This is a genomic window from Kitasatospora sp. LaBMicrA B282 (assembly GCF_050325825.1).
Taxonomy (GTDB): Bacteria; Actinomycetota; Actinomycetes; order Streptomycetales; family Streptomycetaceae; genus Kitasatospora.
On sequence record NZ_JBNQTI010000111.1, the window covers coordinates 1 to 19051 of the forward strand.

Sequence of the window (19051 nt, forward strand, 5' to 3'; positions counted from 1 at the left end):
GGGGGGGGGGGGGGGGGGGGGGGGGGGGGGGGGGGGGGGGGGGGGGGGGGGGGGGGGGGGGTGGAGGTTGACGGCGTCAGATACCGCCCGGGCGGCCGAAGCGGACCGGGACGCCGGGGGAGTGGAGCACGCTCACCGGCGGGCCGGCCGGGGCGGGCAGGCCGGCGGCGGTGATCAGGTCCTCGTCGCAGTCCAGCAGCTCGGCCCGGTGCAGCGGCCAGCGCGGGTGGGTGTTCGGCAGGTAGAGCGGGCGGCCGAAGAAGGCGTTGTGCATGCCCCAGCGCGCGGTCAGGAAGTGCTCCAGCTCGGTCGGTTCCGCGATCGGCTCGCCGATCCGGACCGCGATCCGGCTGCGCGCCCCGCGCGGGCCGGGCCAGCGGCGGGTGCTGGTGTAGCTGACGGTGTCGGCCTCGTGCCGGATCGCCATCCGGGCCCACACGTAGGGCAACCGGAAGCCGGTGCGGGCGACCAGCACCGGGAGCAGGCGCGAGGCCTCCAGGGAGCGGAAGACCACGCCGCGCCGGCCGTGCGGGTCCACCGAGTAGAGGCGGACGTTGGTCTCCGGGAAGGTGCCCAGGTAGGGGAGGCCCGGCAGCCGGAACCAGCCGATCCGGTGCATCCGGAAGGCGACCAGCCCGACGTAGGTCAGCCCGTCGTGGGTGTCGGGGACGGTGCCGGCCGGGAGCAGGGGGGCCACGTCCGCGGGGTTTGCGGCCCAGTGCAGGAAGGTGAGGTCGAGCCAGGACTGGGTGAGCAGGGTGTCCGGCACCGGGCGCACCGGGTCGGCGGTTATCGGCTCGGGGACGATCGGTTCGGGGACCGTCGGTTCGGGCGCGGCGGGGGCGAGCGGCATCGGGTCAGAATCGCACGGCCGTTCCGGGCCGCCGCAGGCACCCCGCCCCTCGCCGGCACCCGGCCCCCGCTACGGCGTGACGATCGCGAAGTCCGGATCCGGCTGCGTCAGGAACGAGGCGAACTCCACCAGCGCCTGCACCTCGCCCGCCACCAGCACCCGGCCCGCCACGATCTCGTCGGCGAAGGTGGTGGTGCGGCCCAGCACGGCGTCCAGCGTGCTGCGCGCCAGCCGCAGCGAGGCGTGCGGGGCCTCGCCGCAGGGCGGCTCGCCGGCCATCGGGGTGAGGGCGCCGTTGGAGAGCAGCAGGCTCCAGGTCTCCGCCGGATGTGATCTTCCATCGGGCATTCGCGGTGAACCGGACCGCCTGCCGGGTGTCCCTCCTCGACTTGAAGCGGGGCGGACCGTGGCAGGCCTTCGCCGACTGGCACCTGACGCGGCTCGAAGAGATCACGCGGAGCGTCTGTGTCGCAGCCGCACCGGGCCCGCCGGGGGAGTCCGCCGACTCTGGACAGCCGGGCGCGCTCTCCCGTAGGTTCGCACCCAACGCAGGGAGGGCGCCTCGCCAGGCGAGGACGGAAACAGGGCGCGGGGGCATGAAGTTCGGTGTTCTGGGGCCGCTGCACGCCCGGGTCGACGCACAGCCGCTGCGGCTGAACGGTCCGCGCCAGGCCAAGATGCTCGCCGCGCTGCTGCTCGACGCCAACCAGGTGGTGCCGCTGCCGCGCCTGGTCGAGGTGATGTGGGACGACGAGGGCCCGGCCACCGCCGTCCGCCAGGTGCAGGACGCCATCTCCGGACTGCGCCGCAACCTCACCGCCCTCGGTGCGCCTGCCGACCTGATCGGCACCGAGCGCGGCGGCTACCGGATCCGGGTCGCCACCCACCAGCTGGACCTGCTCGCCTTCGCCCAGGAGCGGCGCGCGGCCGCGGACTGCCCGGACGGCGCGGCCGAGGTCGCCGCGCTGCGGCGCGCCCTGGGCCACTGGCGCGGCGCGGCGCTGGCGGACCTGCCCGGCCGGGTGCTGGCCGGCGAGGCGAACCGGTTGGAGACGGCCCGGCTGGCGGTGCACCGGCGTTGCCTGGACCTGGAACTCGCGCTCGGCCGCCACCGCGAGGTCGCCGACGAACTGGCCGCCCTGCTGGACCGGCACCCGCACGACGAGCAGCTGGCCGAGCAGGCCATCCGCGCGCTCTGCCGCGACGGGCGGCGGCGCGAGGCCCTGGAGGTGTACGAGCGCACCCGGCGGGCGCTGGCCGAGGAGCTGGGCATCGACCCCGCACCGGCGCTGCGCGAGCTCCAGCAGCGGGTGCTGAACGCGGATCCGGCGCTGGGCGGCTCCCCGTCGCCCGCCGCACCCGCGGCCCTCGCTGCACCAGCACCTCCCGCTCCCGCCGCACCCAGCCCCGCCCCCGAGGAGCCCGCGCCGGCGGCGCCCGCCGGCGCGGTGGTCCCCCGTCAGCTCTCCGCGGACCTCGCCGACTTCACCGGCCGCGAGCCCCTGGTGGCCCGGCTGCGCGACCTGCTCACCGGCTCCGGCGCACCCGGTGCGCCGGTGGTGGTCTCCGCACTCGACGGCACCGGCGGGATCGGCAAGACCTCGCTGGCCGTGCACGTCGCCCACCAGGTGCTCGACCGCTTCCCGGACGGCCAGTTGCAGGCCGACCTGCACGGCGCCGGCGGCTCGCCCGCCGACCCCGGCGAGCTGCTGGCCCGCTTCCTGCGCGGCCTGGGCCTGGCGGCCGAGGAGATCCCGGCCGACCCGGAGGAGCGCCAGGCGCTCTACCGCAGCACGCTGGCCGGGCGGCGGGTGCTGCTGCTGCTCGACAACGTCCGCGACACCGCCCAGGTGCGTCCGCTGCTGCCCGGCTCGGGCAGCTGCGCGGTGCTGATCACCAGCCGCAGCGTGCTGCCCGGGCTGGACGGCGCGCACCGGCTCAACGTCGAGACCCTGACCGACGCCGAGGCGCTGGAGCTGTTCACCAGGATCGTCGGGCCGGAGCGGGTCGCGGGCGACCCGGTTGCCGTCACGGAGGTGCTGGCCGCCTGCGCCGGCCTGCCGCTGGCGATCCGGCTCGCGGCCAGCCGGCTGGTCGCCCGGCCCGGCTGGACCGTCACCGACCTGGCAGGCCGGCTGGCGGACGAGCGGGACCGGCTCGGCGAACTGGCCGTCGAGGACCGCGCGGTGCGGGCCAGTTTCGCGGTGAGCTACCGCAACCTGCCGACCGACCAGGCCCGGACCTTCCGCCGGCTGGGCCTCTGGGCGGGGCCGTCGATCAGCCTGCCGGCCGCCGCCGCACTGCTGGCCGAGCCGACGGCGGAGGTCGAGGACGTGCTGGACGCGCTGGCCGACGTCCACCTGCTCCAGTCGCCCCGGGCCGGCCGCTACCTGCTGCACGACCTGCTACGGGTCTACGCGGGCGAGTGCGCGCTGGCCCAGGAGCCGGCGGCCGAACGGCGGGCGGCGACCCACCGGATGCTCACCTGGTACCTGCACACCAGCGCCGCCGCCTCCCGGGCGATCAACCCGACCCGCCGTCACGTGCCGCTCGACCAGGGCCCGCCGGCGGCCCGCCCGCTCGACTTCGCCGCGCCGGAGCGGGCGTTGGCCTGGTTCGAGAGCGAGCAGGGGAACCTGCTGGCGGCGGTCGCCGAGGCGGCCTGCACCGGCTGCCACGAGATCGCCTGGAAGCTGCCGATCACCATGTGGGACCTGTTCCGGCAGCGCACCGAGCACCACGGCTGGATCGACTGCACCGAGACCGCGCTGGCCAGCGCCCGCAGCCTGGGCGACCAGGAGGCCACCGGTTGGGTGCTCAACAACCTCGCCATCGCCTACCAGGCGGCCGGCCGGCTGCCGGAGGCGCTGGACTGCCTCGCCGAGGCGCTGGACATCCGGGCCGGCCTCGGGGACGTGCGCGGCGAGGCCTCCTGCCTGATCAACCTCGGCTACATCCAGGTGGAGTCGGGCCGGGCGGCGAGCGCCGTCGGGATCCTGGAGCGGGCGGTGCGGATCTTCGACGAGATCGGGTTGCCGATCGGGGCCGCCGCCGCGCACACCAACCTGGGTGAGGCCCACAAGCAGCTGGGCCGCCCCGAGCTGGCCCTCACCCACTTCCACGCGGCGCTCGCCGTCCACCGCGTCGAGGGCGACGGGTTCTCGATCGGCCGCGGGCTGAGCAACGTCGCCGAGACCCTCTGCCTGCTCGGCCGGACCGCGGAGGCGGCCGAGCAGGCGGCGCAGGGCCTGGTGGTCTGCCGGGAGACCGGCAACCGGGTCGACGAGGCGGTGGCGCTGGACGTGCTGGGTCGGGTGCACGCCGCCACCGGGGAGCCGGCGGCGGCCGCCGAGCACTGGCGGGCGGCGCACGCGATCTTCGCGGAGCTGGGCGAGCCGCGCGCCGCCCAGGTCGCCGCCCGGCTGGCCGGCGGGGCGGGGTAGGACGGGCGGGGTGGCTGGGCCGGGCGGGGTAGGACGGACCTAGGACGGATCAAGGACGCCCGTCCCTAGGCTTCTCCACACCGCCGCCCGCCGCGGCCGGCCGGACCCATGTGCTCGGGGCTCGCCGGTAGCGGTCGGGCAGCGGTCGTGCTCCCCGCTTCGACCGCCCCCCTCCGGCGGGAGCACGGTGGCCGAGTCGAGGGCCCTCACGGGGGGAGGGCTCTCGACTCGGCCGACGACCACCGCGCCCGGGGGCACGCGAGGTCAGGAGGGCCGCCCGGTCGGGTCGTACTCGCCGCCCACGAAACCGGGCAGCTCGTCGATGCTCACCCGGTCGCCCGCCGCCCGGATCCCGCGGCGCTCGCGCACGTCCTCGCGCACCGCCCAGCGGTCGAGCGTGCTGCGCTCCTCCACCAGCGACATCCGCGGCACGCTCCACCCGCACGAGTCCGCGATCCGCTCGCACTCCACCACGACGATCGACCGCACCCCGGGCCGTGTCCCGAACCTGGCGAGCAGGTCGGGGAATTCGGGCTCCCGGTAGGTCACCACCCGCCCGGTCCCGTACAGTCGCAGGATGCTCGCCCGACGGTCGAAGCTGCAGAACATGATGGTGATCCGGCCGTTGTCCCGCAGGTGGGAGACGGTCTCGACGCCGCTCCCGTCGAGGTCGAGGTAGGCCACCGTGGTGTCGTCGAGGACGGTGAAGGTATCGGCGTACCCCTTGGGCGAGATGTTCACATGGCCGCCGGTGGACGGCGCGGTGCCCACGAAGAACAATGGCTGCTGCCGGATGAAGTCGCGCAGGCGGTCGTCGAGGAGCGGGTAGGTCTTTCCCATGTCACGGTCCCATCGGTCGAACTGCCTGACGTAGCCGAACCAGCTGAAGTACCTGAAGTACCTGAAGTATCCAACGGGGACGGGGAAGCAGACAGCCGCATGGTCACGTACGACGAGCTCGCCAACACCAATCTCTCGGCGCTGGACACGGTCGCCACGGACTTCGAGCAGTTGGTCCGGAAGTGGGAATACGACTCGGACTTCCAGGGCGAGGTGGTCACCCCGTTGTCCGCCAGTGGGTGGTCGGGCCCGGCCTCGCAGGCGGCGGTGGGGCAGTTGACCCAGGCGCGCACCCAGATCGAGGCGGCGTTCAACGAGACCAGCGCGATCGCGAAGGCGCTGCGTGACGCCCATGACCAGTTCGCGGGCTTCCAGAGCACCCTGCGGCAGATCCAGCAGGACGCGCAGGGCCAGGGGTTGACGATCTCGGCCGACGGCAGCCAGGTCACCTGGCCCACGCCCACGGACCTGCCGCACAACGCCGGCGTCCACGAGGACTACCAGCAGGCGATGGCCCAGGCGGCCGGCGGCATATCGCAGCGGATCACCACGGTGCTGCAGCAGGCCACCGACGCCGACCAGACGGCCGCGGCGGCGCTGGCCGCGGACACCGGCACCGACCAGCAGAACTTCAACGCCGCGCCGGTCGGCGGCATCGCCGAGGAGAAGGCCGACCAGGCGGCCACCCAGGCCGCGTCCCTGGCCGCCCAGGGCGACAAGCTGACCGATGCCCAACTCGCCCAGCTGGACGCGCTGCTCAAGGCGCACGCCAACGACCCCACGTTCACCACGGAGTTCTACAACAAGCTCGGCCCGCAGGAGACGTTGAAGTTCTGGGGCCAGCTCTCCGAGCGGTCGACCGTCACCGACCAGCCCGACCAGGCACGCCTGGACATCCTGAAGGACATGCAGGGCCAGCTCGGCACCTCGCTGGCCAGCGCCACCAACACCCAGACCTGGCCGCACCTGTCCGACCAGTGGGAGGCCCAGCTGCGCGCGGCGGGCGCCCAGCAGATCCAGCTGACCGACGGCGGCCCCGCCGGCCTGGGCCCCCGGCCCTACGGCTACCAGATCCTGGGCAGCATCCTGCGCACCGGGACCTACGACCCGCACTTCCTGAACCCGATCGCGGACGACGTCACCCAACTGACGCGGAAGAACCCCTACATGTGGTCGCAGGCCGCACCGGAGCCCAGCCGCTTCGACGTCAGGCTCAACTTCCTCGGCAACGGCTCCGGCTTCAACCCCATGACGGGCGTCCTGGAGGGGCTGGGGCACAGCCCGGCAGCGGCGACGCAGTACTTCCAGAACGCCGACAACCTGTCGTTCCTCACGGACGGCAACAAGAACCCGCTGCTGCCGGACAGCGGCAACTGGAACATGGACGGCCGGCGCGCGAGCATGGGCGACGAGCCGACGGCGCTGGGGCACGCGCTGCAGGCCGCGACGACGGGCATGGCGTGGGACGCGCCGAACGGGACGCAGATCCCGCCGCACACGGACGCCACCAACGCCGTGATGAAGCAGGTGGTCAACACCTTCGGCAGCAACCCCAGCCTGCTCCAGGGCAACTACGCCGGCCTGAACGGCAGCCTCGCCCATGTCACCGCCTCCTACATCGGCGACGTCGACCAGGCCGCGAACTTCCCGTCCGGCGACAAGCTCACCACCTTCGGCACCCCGTTGAACCTCGGCCAGGACCCGACCGCCCAGGCGAACACCATCCACCTGCTGGACAGCCTGGGCCGGGACCCGAACGCCTACGGCGTCCTCGTGCAGGCCCAGAACGGGTACACGGCGGGGCAGCTGCACAACACGGTGGGCCAGCCCGGTCCGCTCAACGACAACCTCAACCGCGTCGCGGAGCAGGGCAGCAAGATCAGCGGCATCCTCGCCAACGCGCGCGCGAACGCCGTCGCCCAGAACGGGTGGCAGTCGGACGCCGCCTACAACTCGGCGATCGACAACAACACCGGCATCGCCAACACGATCTACGGTATGACGCTGGGCAAGGAGATCGGCAGCGTCCCGGTCCTCGGTCCACTGGCGAACAACCAGATCAGCGGCATGATCTCGAACATGGGCAGCAGCTTCCACCACGACAGCACGGCGGCGACCGTCAACGCGGCCACCGACATCATCACCTCGGGCCAGACCAAGGCCGCCCAGGCGGCCCAGCTGGCGGTGCAGAACGCGCTCCAGGGCACCACCCTCGACCCGGACGGGAGCGTCTCATCGAACGTCGGACAGTCGGCGCAGCTCGGCTTCCAGGCCGGCGTCAGCCAGGACGGCGGCATGCACCAGGGCGGCAAGTGACCCCGCCGCCGCCCCGCCCCCTCACCACTCGACGCCCAGCTCCCGCAGCGCCGTCAGCTGGTCCTCGGCGAGGCGGGCGCGGCGGGCCTTGGTGTTGTTGAGCCACACGCCCAGCGCCACCTCCACCTCCACCTCCACCGCGCCGTCCTCCTCGCGGCCGGCCGCCGCCAGCACCTCGCGGTGTCCCCGCGGCACCCGGGCGTGGCCCTCGCGGCGGACGAACTCCGCCAGGGCGGCCACGCCCTGCCGGAACCGGTCCGCCTGGCTGCGCCGGCCCGCGGCCTTCGCGGCCGCGGCGGTGCGGGCCGCGGCCAGGTCCGGGTCCTCCCCGATCCCGAGCGCGGCCAGCAGGTCCCGCTGCTCCTCGGCCAGTTCGGACCACTGGGCGCGGGCCGTGGCGACCCAGCGCCCGAGTTGCTCGCCCTCGTACTCCGTCTCGAGCGGCACGGCCGGCCAGTCGGCCCGGCCGTCCGCGGCGAGCCACCACAACCTGGCGGTGGCGTAGCCGCGTTGCCAGGTGATCGGCCAGCCGGGGTTCCACCAGGGGTCGAGCTGCTCCAGCCGGCGGCGGCGCGCCGGGTCGAGCGCGCCCTCGGCGCCGGGCGGCAGGGCGGCCGCGGCGCGCTGGACGGCCAGCCACTGGCCGATGGCGAAGCCGCCGATCGAGGCGCGGGCCGGGGCGGCGAGCGAGCCGGCGTGTTCGGCGGCCCAGACCCGGGCCCAGGCCAGTCCGGCGTCGAAGCGGGCGTCGGGGATCGACCAGACCATGCCCAACTCGTCCAGCTGCTCGACCCGGTGTTCGGCGAGTGTGCCGGCCGCGCGGTCACCGCGCCGGTCGGAGAGCCACTTGCCGAGCGGGAAGACCCCGGCCTCGCCGCTGCGGCCGGCGGTGCCGGTGGTCCCGCCGACCACGGTGGCGTACGGGACGTCGAGCGAGCCGTGCTCGGCGTGCCAGCTGCGGGCCTGCTCGATCCCCTCCCGCCAGGCGGCCGACTCCCCGGTGAGCACCCGCAGCCGGACGAAGAGCGCAAGGGTGTCGGCGTCCACCGGCGTCCGGAACCGCACCGGCAGGGTGAACGCCGGCTCGTCCGCGGCCCCCTGCCACCCCTCGCCCGGGGCCCGGACCGCGACCGGACTGCTGCCCTTGGTCCGGGCCTCGCCCTGCTGGGGCACCGCCAGCGCCTCGACCAGCCGGGCGGAGTGGGAGCGCAGCGCGGTCAGGATCCGGATCAGCGGGGCGTAGGAGTCCGAACCGAGCAGGTCGCCGGGCTCCTCGCCGTCGCCCAGGAAGACCGGGACGATGAGCGAGGCGGTCTTGGTCCCGTGCGGGGCGGTGCGCAGCGCCCGCCCGATCGCCTGGACGATGTCCACCATCGAGCCGTGGCCCTGCAGCAGCACGCCGTCCGCCTCCGGGATGTCCACCCCCTCGCCCAGCACCCGGCAGTTCGCCAGCACCGCGTGCGCCAGGCCCTCGCGCCGCTGGGCGTGCGCGAACCCGCGCAGCACCGAGGCGCGGTAGCCGGGTTCGTGCTCCCCGCAGACCCACTCCGACCAGACCTCGGCGGGGAACTCGCCCGGGTGCTCGGCGTGCAGGCGTTCGACGGTCTGGTTGAGGGTCTCGGCGAAGTAGCGGGCCTCGATGGTGCGGGTGTGGAAGGTGATCACCCGGCGCAGCCCGCGGGTGGCGCAGGCCCGCACCAGCCCGGCCTGGATGGCGGCGATCCGCTCCGGGCGCACCCGGTCCTCGTCCGCGCTCTCGCCGGCGCCCGCGCCCCAGGGCACCGGCTGGCGCCGGGCCAGCTCCGGGTTGAGCGCGGGGTCGCGCAGTTCCAGCACCACGATCTCGAAGGGGGCCAGCAGCTTCCGGTCGATCGCCTCGGCCAGGCCCAGGGTGTGCACCTGCGGCCCGTAGACGGCCGCGTCGTCCATCGAGCAGACCAGGTCCGGCGCGAGCGGCCGGACCATCCCGCGGCGCCGGCTGCGGAAGGCGGGCGGTGCCCAGATCCGCGGCGTGGCGGTCAGGTAGAGCCGGCGGTCGGCCGGGATCGCCTGCTGGTCGTGCACCACGGTCCAGGACTTCTCGGCCGAGCCGCTGGTGCGGTGCGCCTCGTCGCAGACCAGCAGCTCCACCGGCGCGAGCGGGCCCGGCAGCAGGCCCTGCGGAGTGCGGTAGGCCTCGGCGACCGCGCCGGCCGAGGCGTAGGTGGCGAAGAGCGTGACGGGCCGGCGGGCCCGCTGCGCCCGGGCCAGCCAGAGCGCGATCTGCAGCGGGTTGGTGGTGCCCGCGATCCCGTACGGCAGCGCGCCGGGCGTGAGGCTGCAGACCGCGTACATCCGCCCGGCCCGGCCGGCCTGCTGCCAGGAGGCGGTCATCTGCAGCAGCAGGTCGAGGGTGGGGACGACGACCAGCACCGCCCCGCGCGTGGCCAGCTTCCGGGCGGCGGCCGCCGCGACGTAGGACTTCCCGGAGCCGGTGGCCATCTGGACGGTGGCACGCAGGCCGGTGGGCGGGACCGCTCGGCCCGCCTCCGGGGTGAGGGCCCGGACGATCGCGGCCAGTGCCTCCTGCTGGTGCCCGCGCAGCGTCACCCCGCCGCCCGGCCGCACCACCGGCAGCTGCTCCTGCTCGGGGTGGGCGGCGGGGGTGGTGGGGGCGGTGGCGTCCACGGTGGTCCTTGCGGTGCGGTCGGGGGCGGTGGTGACACCGATCCTGCCACCACACGTTCGGCAAATGTCCGCCGATGCTCCGTTCATGAGCGATGATCGAGGAAGACCGGGGGACGGTCGGGACCATGGGGGGAAGGGGATTGTCATGATCGCAGGCGGCGAACCGCGCCGGACCGAGCGGCGGACCCGCAACGGTGACCAGCTGGACGCCTTCGTCGGCTTCTGCGCCGGGCTGGCGACGGCGGCGCTCGTGGTGCTGGGCTACCACGTGCTGCAGCCGGCGGTGCCACTCGGCGTGGGCGGGCGGCACGTGGTGGTCGGGGTGGCCGCGGTGCTCGGCCTCGCCGCGGCCGTGCTGACCAGCCGTGGCCTGGCCGCCCGGGCGGTGCGGGGGAGGCGGTAGCCGCACCCGCCCGAATCTCCGCGCCCGACCCGGTCCGCCCGGCCTCAGCCGGCGAATGCCACCCGGAAGGCCGCGCCCCCGCCTGTCGCGTTCTCCGCGGTCAGCGTGGCGCCGTGGGCCCGGGCGATCTGCCGCGCCATGGCGAGGCCGAGGCCCGAGCCGGGCAGTGCCCGGGCGGCCGAGGCGCGGTAGAAGCGGTCGAAGACGTGCGGCAGGTCCTCGGGGGCGATGCCGGGGCCGTGGTCGCGGACGGTCAGCTCCAGGGCGGCGGTGAGCCGCACCTCGACCACCCCGCCCGGCGGGCTGAACTTGGCGGCGTTGTCCAGCAGGTTGGCGAAGAGCCGGGAGAGGCGGGCCGGGACGCCCGCGATGGTGCGCTCGCCCGCCGTGTCGGTCAGGGTGAAGGTGATCGCCGGCCAGTGGTCGCGGGCGGCGGCCACGCTGTGCGCGACCAGGGCGGCGAGCCGCACCTCCTCCAGCAGGGGCTGTGGCTCCTCGTCGCGGGCCAGCTCGATCAGGTCGTTGACCAGACCGGTGACCTCGCGCAGCTGCCGGTGCAGGCCGGCGGCCGCCCGCTCGCGCTGGGCGTCGGTCAACCGGTCGCCGCGGGCGAGGAGTTCGGCGTTGGTGCGGATCGCGGTGAGCGGGGTGCGCAGCTCGTGCGAGGCGTCGGCGACCAGCCGGCGCTGGGCGGTGACGGACTGCTCCAGCTCGCCCAGCATGGTGTTGAAGCTGCCGGCCAGCCGGGTGAGTTCGTCCTCGCGGCGGCCGGGCGGCAGGTCGATCCGCAGGCCGGCGTCCCGGGTGTCGGCGATCCGTTCGGCGGTCCTGGTGAGCCGGGCGACCGGCGCCAGACCGGTGCGGGCCACGGTGTACCCGAGGGCGGCGGCCAGCAGCACGCCGACGGCGGCGACGGCCACCATCAGCTCGCCCGCCTGGCGCACGCCCTGCTGCACGGTGTCGGCGCGCACCGCGACCTGCACCGCCTGGTGGACGCCGGCCGGCGCGGTGGTCATGGGCGTGGTGAGCATCCGGGCGGGGTGGCCGGCGATGGTGAGGTCGGTGAAGTAGCCGGGCCGCTGCCGGTCGGCGACCTGCCGGGTGGCGGCGGTGACCGGCAGCAGGTAGGGCTGGGCCGGGTCCTTGGCGGGATCGGCGGGCACGATCTGGGTGCAGGCCGGGGCGGCCAGGTAGCTGCACTCGCCGTAGCTGACCTGCGGGGGCAGGGTGCGGTTCTGCTGCTGGAAGAGCGTGGCCTGCTGGGTGAGGTGCAGGTCGAGCTGGTGCTCCAGCTCGTAGCGGACGATGCTGAAGGCGGCCGCGCTGATCCCGAGTGCGACCACCGCGACCGCGGCGGTGCAGGCCAGCGCGAGCCGGGTGCGCAGCGGGCGGCGGCGGGGCCAGCGGGCGTGGGCCCTCATGCGCGGTCCAGCCGGTAGCCGATCCCGTGCACGGTGTGCACCAGCCGCGGCTCGCCGCCCGCCTCCAGTTTGCGGCGCAGGTAACCGACGTACACGGCAAGCGAGTTCGAGTCGGGGCCGAAGTCGGAGCCCCAGACCCGTTCCATGATCAGCTCGCGTGGGAGCACCTGGCCCGGGTGCCGGAGCAGCACCTCGAGCAGGGCGAACTCGGTGCGGGAGAAGTCGAGCGGGCGGCTGCCCCGGGTGCCGGTGCGGGTGCGCGGGTCGACCAGCAGATCGGCGAACCGGTAGCCGTCCTCCTCCTCGGCGGCCGGGGCGCTGCGGCGCAGCAGGGCGCGCAGCCGGGCGGTCAGCTCGTCCAGCGCGAACGGCTTGACCAGGTAGTCGTCGGCGCCGGCGTCCAGACCGTCGACCCGGTCGCTGACCGAGTCGCGGGCGGTCAGCACCAGGATCGGGATCCGGTCGCCGAGGGCCCGCAGCCGGCGGCAGACCGCCAGCCCGTCGAGCACCGGCATCAGCAGGTCGAGCACCATCGCGTCCGGCTGCCAGCCGGCCACCTCGGTCAGCGCGGCCAGCCCGTCGCCGGCACCGCGCACCCGGTAGCCCTCGATCGCCAGACCGTCCTCGACGGCCGCGCGCACCTCCGGGTCGTCGTCGACGACCAGCACCTTCTGCCCGTTGCTCATGGGGACAACCCTCTCAAACCGACTCTGAGAACTCTCTTATCCCGGCTCGCCAGGCTGCGGTGCCATGCGGACAGACGACGGAACGTATCCCCGGCACCCCGCCCGGCACCCCGCCCGGCACCCCAGCCGCCAGGCCCCCCGCGACGCGCCCCTCTCGGTGGTGATCGGCGCCGGCGGCACCGGCGGGCACATCTACCCGGGCCTGGCGCTGGCCGAGGCGCTGCGCCGGGCCGACCCGCGGACGGTGGTCTCCTTCGTGGGCACCGAGCGCGGCCTGGAGACCAGACTGATCCCCGAGGCGGGCTACCGCCTGCACACGGTGGACATGATCCCCTTCGACCGCGCGCTCGGGCTGCGGCGCTACCTGCTGCCGGCCGCGCTGCTGCGGGCCGGGCGGCAGTGCCGGGAGATCCTCAAGGCGCAGGGCGCGCAGGTGGCGGTCGGGATGGGCGGCTACCCGAGCGCCCCGGTGATCGTCGGCGCCCAGCTGGCGGGGCTGCCGAGCGTGGTGCACGAGTCGAACGCGGTGCCGGGGCGGGCCAACCGGTTCGCCGCCCGGCTCACCCCGCACGTGGCGCTCGCCTTCGACCGCACCCGGGCGCACCTGCCGGCCGGGCGGGAGGTGACGACCGTCGGGATGCCGCTGGTCGGCGCGGTGGCGGCACTGGACCGGACGGCCCTGCGCGAGGCGGCCCGCCGCCACTTCGAGGTGCCGCCGCAGGCCCGGCTGGTGGTCTTCAACGGCGGCAGCCTCGGCGCCACCCGGCTCACCGAGGCGGCCGTGGAGCTGGCCGGGCGCTGGCGGAACCGCACCGACCGGCGGCTGCTGATCAAGACCGGGCCGGCCGCCCTGGAGCAGGTGCGGGCCCAGCTGGCGGGCCACCCGACGGCCCGGGCGGTCGCCTACCTGGACCGGATGGACCTGGCCTACGCGGCGGCCGACCTGATGGTCTGCCGGGCCGGCTCGGCCACCGTCGCGGAGCTGTCCACGGTGCGGATGCCGGCGGTGCTGGTGCCCTACCCGCACGCCCCGCACGACCACCAGACGCACAACGCCCGGGTGCTCTCCGACACCGGCGCCGGGGTGCTGCTGCCCGACGGTGAGTGCACCGGCGAACGGCTGGCCGGGCTGCTGGAACCGCTGCTGGCCGACCCGGCCCGGCTGGCGGCGATGGCCCGGGCCGCCGACCCCGGCACCCACGCCCGGGCGGCCGACCTGCTGGCCGCCAAGGTGCTGGCCACCGTGCGGCGGGCACCCGCCACCGCCGAGGCCTGCCTCGGCGGCGCACAGCACGACCCCTACGGCCGGTACGGCGCCCTCGGACCGCACGGCCCCGCCGGCGCCCACGGCCGCTGACCCCGCGCCGGCCGACCCGGTTTCCACCCCCACCCGTTCGACCCCCACCTGGAGGACCACATGCACACCACCCTTCCCACCTCGACCGAAGCGCCCGCGCAGGACTGGACCGGGCGGACGGTCCTGGTCACCGGAGCCGAGGGCTTCATCGGCAGCACCCTGGTCGACCTGCTGGTCGAGCGCGGCGCCCGGGTCCGGGCCCTGGTGCACTACAAGCCGTACGCCGAGCGCGGCTACCTGAGCCGCTACCTGCCCACCGCCGACGCCACCCGCCCGGGCGGTGCGCTGCCGGGCGGCGCGGCGCGCGGCACCGTCGAGATGCTGGCCGGCGACGTCCGGGACGCCGGCCGGGTGCTGGACGCGGTCGCCGGCTGCGACACCGTCTTCCACCTCGCCGCGCTGATCGGCATCCCGTACAGCTACCTGGCCCCCGAGGCCTACGTGCAGACCAACGTGGTCGGCACCCAGAACGTCGCCGCCGCCTGCCTGCGCCACGGCGCCCGGCTGCTGCACACCTCCACCAGCGAGGTCTACGGCACCGCGATCACCGCGCCGATCAGCGAAAAGCACCCGCTGCAGCCGCAGTCCCCGTACTCCGCCTCGAAGATCGGCGCGGACATGACCGCGCTCTCCTACTGGCACGCCTTCGAGCTGCCCGTCTCGGTCGTCCGCCCGTTCAACACCTACGGGCCGCGCCAGTCGGCCCGCGCCGTGATCCCCACCGTGCTGGCCCAACTCCACTCCGGGGCACGGCAGATCAAGCTCGGCTCGCTGACCCCGACCCGCGACTTCACCTACGCCACCGACACCGCCGAGGGCTTCCTCGCCGTCGCCCGGGCGGATCGGACCCTCGGCGAGGTGGTCAACCTGGGGAGCGGCCGCGAGGTGTCGATCGGTGACCTGGCCGCCGCCCTGATCACCGTCTCCGGCCGGGACGCCGAGGTCGTGGTCGACCCGAGCCGGCTGCGCCCGGGCGGCAGCGAGGTGGAGCGGCTGCTCTCCGACAACCGCAAGGCGCGCGAACTGGCCGGCTGGCAGCCGCAGGTGAGCCTCACGGAGGGGCTGCGCCGGACCTCCACGTGGGTCGCCGAGCACCTGCACCTGTTCGCGCCGGAGCGCTACCAGGTGTGAGTGCGGAGCGGCGGTGCCGGTGGGGGTGCGCCGGGCGGCGCCGGTGGGCGCGGCCGCCGGGCTAGCGCCCGCCCGCCTGCTGCCGCAGCAGCTTCTTGTCGGGCTTGCCCGCGTCCGTCAGCGGCAGCGCCGCGGCGAACGCGATCTCCGCCGGCTCGTGCAGCGGACCGCGCCGCTCCCGCACCAGGGCCCGCAGCTCCGCGGCGTCGGGCTGCGCGCCCGGCACCGGGACCACCACGGCGTGGACGCGTTCCACCCGGTTGGCGTCCGGGACGCCGAAGACCGCGCTCTGTCGCACCAGGGGGTGGGAGTTGAGCAGGTCCTCCACCTCGGAGGTGTACACGTGGCCGCCGCCGGTGTTGATCAGGTCCTTCAGCCGGTCGACGACGTAGAGGTAGCCGGCCTCGTCCAGGTGGCCGACGTCGCCCGTGTGCAGCCAGCCGTCCCTGAGCACCTCGGCGGTCAGCTCGGGCTGCTTCCAGTACCCGAGCATCAGGCTGTCCGAGGCCACGCAGACCTCGCCGGGCTCCCCGGCGGGCAGCTCGCGGCCCTCCGGGTCGCGGATCACCACCCGGTAGCCGGGCGCGATCCGCCCCACCGAGCGCAGCCGCTCCGGGTGGGTCAGGTCGTGGTCGGCGGCGTCCAGCACGCTCACGATGCCCGCCTCGTGCTGTCCGTAGAGCTGCACCAGCACCGGGCCGAACCGCCGCACGGCGTCGGCCAGGCGGGTCGGCGAGGCCTGGCAGCCGCCGTAGACCAGGCGGCGCAGACTGCCGGTGTCGGTCCGCGCGCCGTGCGGGTGGTCCAGCACCTGGTAGAGCAGCGGCGGCATCAGGAAGAGGTCGGTGATCCGCTCCCGCTCGATCGCCGCCAGCACCTCGCCCGCCTCGAACCCGTCCAGCAGCACCGCGCTGCCGCCGGCCCGCAGCACCTTGTCGACCAACTGCCCCGCGGCGTGCGCGATGGTGGTGCAGACCAGCAGCCGCGGCGGGTCCGCCGGGTCGGCGGGCAGGTCGGGGCCGAACCGGCGGACCTGGCCGTAGCCGACGCAGATCCCCTTGGAGTGGCCGGTGGTGCCGCCGGAGTGCCGGATGGTGCGGACGTCCTGCGGGCGGGCCCGGCTGCGGAACGGGTCGGCGGGCTGCTCGGCGGCGAGGGCCAGCAGGTCGCTGCCGACCGGGCCGGGACCGAGGGTCAGGACGTCGAGGGTCAGGACCTCGGCGACGGCGTGCAGCTCGGCGATCTCCGCGGCCCGGTCGGCCAGCGCGGGGTCGACGATCAGCGCGTGCGTCTCGACGTCGCGGACCATGGTGGCCTGGGTCGCGGCCGGCAGCTGGGTGTAGAGCTGGTTGACCCGGCAGCCGACCAGGCCGGCCGCGTAGCGTGCGGCGATCGCCGCCGGGAGGTTGCCGCTCAGCAGGGTGACCGTGTGGTGCCGGTCGACGCCCCGGGCGCGCAGCGCGTGCGCCAGGCGGTGGGTGAGGTCGACCAGCTGCGCGGCGGTGGTCACCGCGCCGCGGTGGCGCAGCACCTCGCGCTCGGGTGCGGCCGCCAACACCGCCAGGATCTCGGTGACTTCGGTGGGGAAGGGCGCGGCCTCGGCCGGGTGCTCGCGCTGGGCCTCGGTCAGGGTCTCGGCCGGGTGCTCGCTCTGGGCCTCGGTCAGGGTCTCGGTCAACGTCGTCTCCTCGGACCGTCGTTCAGCTGTGGGCCAGGACGGGCCGGTCGGCAGCCGGCCGCTCGGTGGCCGGCTGCGGCTCGTCGGTCAGCAGGGCGTGCGCGAGCACGCTGTAGAGCGTGTCGTTGGGCCCGTCGGCGATCCGCAGCCCGCGGATGTCGCGCAGCCGCTTCTCCATCGGGGTCCGCTTGGTGTAGCCCTCGCTGCCGTGCAGCTGGAGCGCGAGGTCGACGGCGCGGTAGGCGGCGTCGGTGGCCAGCGCCTTGGCGGCCGAGCAGGCGGCGACGTCGGTCTCGCCCTGGTCGATCCGCTCCAGCAGCGCGAAGCACCAGGCGGTGGCGGCCTCGACCTCGGCGGCTGCGGCGCCCAGGCGGGCGGCCACGGAGGGGATGCCGGCCAGCGGCAGCCGGCCGATGCTGCGGGCCCGGGCGCGCGCCGCGGCCTCCTGGACGGCCGCCGCGGCTGCGCCCAGGCAGACCAGCGACATCATCAGGCGCCAGGCCGAGAAGTGCGCGTCGAAGATCTGCCGGCCCTCGCCGGGGGCGCCGAGCAGGAAGGCCTTGTCCAGCGGGGTGTCGACGAAGTGCAGGTGGCCGAAGCTCCACCCGCGCATGCCCAGCGGGTCGGTGGTCTCGGTGAACACCCCGGGGGCGTCCGCCGGCACCCAGACCGCGGAGAGCGGCACGGTCCGCAGGTCGATCCGGCCGACGTCGGCCCGGTCGACGAGCTTGGCGAAGACCACGAAGCCGCAGGACTCCTCGACCCGGCTGATCAGGCCCTTGGTGCCGGAGAGCAGGAAGCGGTCGCCGTGGTCGACCAGCACGGTCCGAAAGCCCCGCAGGTCCGAGCCGGAGTGCGGCTCGCTGGCCGCGATGCCGACCAACTTCCCCTCGCCGAGCACCTGTTCGCCGACCTGATCGGCCAGCGCGGCGGTGCCGTAGCGCAGTGCCAGCGCGGCGTGCCCGGTGCTGAAGACCTCGCGGGCGTCGCAGTCGCGGGTGCCGGCGAGGAACATCGCCATGCCCTGGGCCACCCGGCCGGTGACGCCCGGTCGGGCGCCGGCGCCTTCACCGCTGCCGGACTGGTCGTGGTCCCGGGCGGCGCCGGTCCCGGGCAGGTCGATGCCGGTGAGCCCGGCCTCGGCGGCGCGGGCGCGCAGCCCCAGCCAGTCGGGGCGCGGGTCGTCCTCGCAGACGGGCGCGGGCAGGTGGGCGTCCAGGAACTCGGTCAGGCGGGCGTGCAGCTCGGTGAGTTCGGGGTGACGGACCAGCAGCGGGTCGATGCCGGTGGCAGGCATGGTGAAGGTTCCTCAGCAGGTGGTGGGGTGGTGGTGGGCGGTGCTGCGCCGGACGGGCGCGGGCCGGGCGGTCGGCGCGGGGCCGGCCGGGTCAGAGGACGATCGGCGGCTGGGTGCGCACCGCGTCGTTGAGCTTGGCCTTGTCGTGCCGCTCGCCCTTCCGGAGGTGCTTGATCACCAGCAGGCAGGGCAGGCCGAAGGTGCCGCCGGCGAACTCGCGCGGCCGGCTGGCCGGCACGGCGACCGTCCACGGCGGCACCTCGCCGCGGCCGAGCTCCTCGCCGGTGGCCGCGTCGATCACCGGGATGGTGTCGGTGAGCAGCGCCCCGGCGCCGAGCAGCGCGCCCTCGCCCACCCGGGCCCCGCTGTAGATCATCGAGCGGGCGCCGATGAACGCGTCGTCCTCGATCACCACCGGCTTGGCCATCGGCGGCTCGATCATGCCGCCCAGCCCCACCCCGCCGGACAGGTGGACGTTGCGCCCGATCTGGGCGCAGGAGCCGATCCCGACCCAGGAGTCCACCAGGGTGCCCTCGCCGACGTACGAGCCGATCCCGATGTGACTGGGCATCACCACCGCGCCGGGCTCCTGGAAGCTGCCCCGCCGGATCACCGCCCCCGGCGACACCTGGACGCCGTCGATCCCGGTCTTCAGCGGGATCTTGTCGGCCGTCCGGAACGGGCCGAACTCCGCGGGCTGCGGCGCGGCCTGCTTGTAGAGCAGCAGGATCGCGTTCTTCAGCCAGTCGTGCACCACGACCTCGCCCTCGACCAGCTCGGCCACCCGGGCGCGGCCGGTGTCCAGCACCTCGATCGCCGCATCGACCGCGGCCACCGCCTCGGCGGACTGCAACGAGACCTCGTCCCGCCGCTCCCAGAGTTCCTCGAGCTCGCTGCGCAGGCTCGTCAGGTCGGCACCACGATGGGGCATGGCAGTCCACGCTTTCACAGTTGATCGT

14 protein-coding genes are annotated in these 19051 nt (G+C 75.1%); 5 read left to right on the forward strand and 9 right to left on the reverse strand.

Annotated elements, in window-relative coordinates; all coding sequences use genetic code 11:
- Positions 1-76: 76 nt before the first annotated feature.
- Together ACQRUO_RS26340 and ACQRUO_RS26345 are read right to left on the reverse strand one after the other, a co-directional pair.
- Positions 77-853 carry a YqjF family protein gene (locus tag ACQRUO_RS26340; RefSeq protein WP_428318551.1) on the reverse strand — a complete coding sequence of 259 codons (777 nt, stop codon included), beginning with the start codon at positions 851-853 and terminating at the stop codon, positions 77-79.
- 69 nt (positions 854-922) lie between these two features.
- On the reverse strand, positions 923-1201 hold the full coding sequence (locus ACQRUO_RS26345; RefSeq protein ID WP_428318552.1) for an alkyl sulfatase C-terminal domain-containing protein: 279 nt from the start codon (positions 1199-1201) through the stop codon (positions 923-925).
- Between the two features lie 248 nt (positions 1202-1449).
- On the opposite strand from ACQRUO_RS26345, the gene ACQRUO_RS26350 reads away from it, so the two are divergent.
- Positions 1450-4296, forward strand: coding sequence for an AfsR/SARP family transcriptional regulator (locus tag ACQRUO_RS26350; RefSeq protein WP_428318553.1), 2847 nt, complete (start codon positions 1450-1452; stop codon positions 4294-4296).
- Positions 4297-4560: 264 nt separating this feature from the next.
- On the opposite strand, the gene ACQRUO_RS26355 is transcribed toward ACQRUO_RS26350, so the two are convergent.
- A complete protein-coding gene (locus ACQRUO_RS26355) occupies positions 4561-5136 on the reverse strand; it encodes a pyridoxamine 5'-phosphate oxidase family protein (RefSeq protein WP_428318554.1) in 576 nt (191 codons plus the stop codon).
- A 99-nt stretch (positions 5137-5235) separates the two neighbouring features.
- Here ACQRUO_RS26355 and ACQRUO_RS26360 point away from each other — a divergent pair, with 99 nt between their 5' ends.
- Complete coding sequence (locus ACQRUO_RS26360) at positions 5236-7452, forward strand: hypothetical protein (RefSeq protein WP_428318555.1); 2217 nt, start codon at positions 5236-5238, stop codon at positions 7450-7452.
- 21 nt (positions 7453-7473) lie between these two features.
- Here ACQRUO_RS26360 and ACQRUO_RS26365 read toward each other — a convergent pair whose 3' ends face one another.
- Entirely contained in the window at positions 7474-10119 is a 2646-nt protein-coding gene (locus ACQRUO_RS26365; protein ID WP_428318556.1) for a Helicase associated domain protein, read from the reverse strand.
- Between the two features lie 145 nt (positions 10120-10264).
- Between ACQRUO_RS26365 and ACQRUO_RS26370 the strand changes: the two genes are divergently transcribed.
- Positions 10265-10522, forward strand: a complete 258-nt coding sequence (locus tag ACQRUO_RS26370) for a hypothetical protein (RefSeq protein WP_428318557.1) — start codon at positions 10265-10267, stop codon at positions 10520-10522.
- Positions 10523-10566: 44 nt separating this feature from the next.
- On the opposite strand, the gene ACQRUO_RS26375 is transcribed toward ACQRUO_RS26370, so the two are convergent.
- Together ACQRUO_RS26375 and ACQRUO_RS26380 are read right to left on the reverse strand one after the other, a co-directional pair.
- On the reverse strand, positions 10567-11943 hold the full coding sequence (locus ACQRUO_RS26375; RefSeq protein WP_428318558.1) for a HAMP domain-containing sensor histidine kinase: 1377 nt from the start codon (positions 11941-11943) through the stop codon (positions 10567-10569).
- On the reverse strand, positions 11940-12629 hold the full coding sequence (locus ACQRUO_RS26380; RefSeq protein WP_428318559.1) for a response regulator transcription factor: 690 nt from the start codon (positions 12627-12629) through the stop codon (positions 11940-11942). The genes ACQRUO_RS26375 and ACQRUO_RS26380 overlap by 4 nt, the downstream gene beginning before the upstream one ends.
- 160 nt (positions 12630-12789) lie before the next feature.
- Here ACQRUO_RS26380 and ACQRUO_RS26385 point away from each other — a divergent pair, with 160 nt between their 5' ends.
- On the forward strand, positions 12790-13986 hold the full coding sequence (locus tag ACQRUO_RS26385) for a UDP-N-acetylglucosamine--N-acetylmuramyl-(pentapeptide) pyrophosphoryl-undecaprenol N-acetylglucosamine transferase (protein WP_428318574.1): 1197 nt from the start codon (positions 12790-12792) through the stop codon (positions 13984-13986).
- A 60-nt stretch (positions 13987-14046) separates the two neighbouring features.
- On the forward strand, positions 14047-15117 hold the full coding sequence (locus ACQRUO_RS26390) for a GDP-mannose 4,6-dehydratase (protein ID WP_428318560.1): 1071 nt from the start codon (positions 14047-14049) through the stop codon (positions 15115-15117).
- 61 nt (positions 15118-15178) lie between these two features.
- Here the strand turns inward: ACQRUO_RS26390 and ACQRUO_RS26395 are convergent, their stop codons facing one another.
- From ACQRUO_RS26395 to ACQRUO_RS26405, 3 genes are all read right to left on the reverse strand, one after another.
- Positions 15179-16747 carry an AMP-binding protein gene (locus ACQRUO_RS26395; protein ID WP_428318575.1) on the reverse strand — a complete coding sequence of 523 codons (1569 nt, stop codon included), beginning with the start codon at positions 16745-16747 and terminating at the stop codon, positions 15179-15181.
- Positions 16748-16817: 70 nt separating this feature from the next.
- On the reverse strand, positions 16818-18092 hold the full coding sequence (locus ACQRUO_RS26400) for an acyl-CoA dehydrogenase family protein (RefSeq protein ID WP_428318561.1): 1275 nt from the start codon (positions 18090-18092) through the stop codon (positions 16818-16820).
- A 91-nt stretch (positions 18093-18183) separates the two neighbouring features.
- Complete coding sequence (locus ACQRUO_RS26405) at positions 18184-19023, reverse strand: 2,3,4,5-tetrahydropyridine-2,6-dicarboxylate N-succinyltransferase (RefSeq protein WP_428318562.1); 840 nt, start codon at positions 19021-19023, stop codon at positions 18184-18186.
- Positions 19024-19051: the final 28 nt, after the last annotated feature.

What these genes read in the sequence shown, in the direction of transcription:
- ACQRUO_RS26340 (WP_428318551.1), bottom strand. Translation starts at nt 853, where the DNA reads ATGCCGCTCGCCCCCGCCGCGCCCGAACCGACGGTCCCCGAACCGATC.
- ACQRUO_RS26345 (WP_428318552.1), bottom strand. Translation starts at nt 1,201, where the DNA reads ATGCCCGATGGAAGATCACATCCGGCGGAGACCTGGAGCCTGCTGCTC.
- ACQRUO_RS26350 (WP_428318553.1), top strand. Translation starts at nt 1,450, where the DNA reads ATGAAGTTCGGTGTTCTGGGGCCGCTGCACGCCCGGGTCGACGCACAG.
- ACQRUO_RS26355 (WP_428318554.1), bottom strand. Translation starts at nt 5,136, where the DNA reads ATGGGAAAGACCTACCCGCTCCTCGACGACCGCCTGCGCGACTTCATC.
- ACQRUO_RS26360 (WP_428318555.1), top strand. Translation starts at nt 5,236, where the DNA reads ATGGTCACGTACGACGAGCTCGCCAACACCAATCTCTCGGCGCTGGAC.
- ACQRUO_RS26370 (WP_428318557.1), top strand. Translation starts at nt 10,265, where the DNA reads ATGATCGCAGGCGGCGAACCGCGCCGGACCGAGCGGCGGACCCGCAAC.
- ACQRUO_RS26375 (WP_428318558.1), bottom strand. Translation starts at nt 11,943, where the DNA reads ATGAGGGCCCACGCCCGCTGGCCCCGCCGCCGCCCGCTGCGCACCCGG.
- ACQRUO_RS26380 (WP_428318559.1), bottom strand. Translation starts at nt 12,629, where the DNA reads ATGAGCAACGGGCAGAAGGTGCTGGTCGTCGACGACGACCCGGAGGTG.
- ACQRUO_RS26390 (WP_428318560.1), top strand. Translation starts at nt 14,047, where the DNA reads ATGCACACCACCCTTCCCACCTCGACCGAAGCGCCCGCGCAGGACTGG.
- ACQRUO_RS26400 (WP_428318561.1), bottom strand. Translation starts at nt 18,092, where the DNA reads ATGCCTGCCACCGGCATCGACCCGCTGCTGGTCCGTCACCCCGAACTC.
- ACQRUO_RS26405 (WP_428318562.1), bottom strand. Translation starts at nt 19,023, where the DNA reads ATGCCCCATCGTGGTGCCGACCTGACGAGCCTGCGCAGCGAGCTCGAG.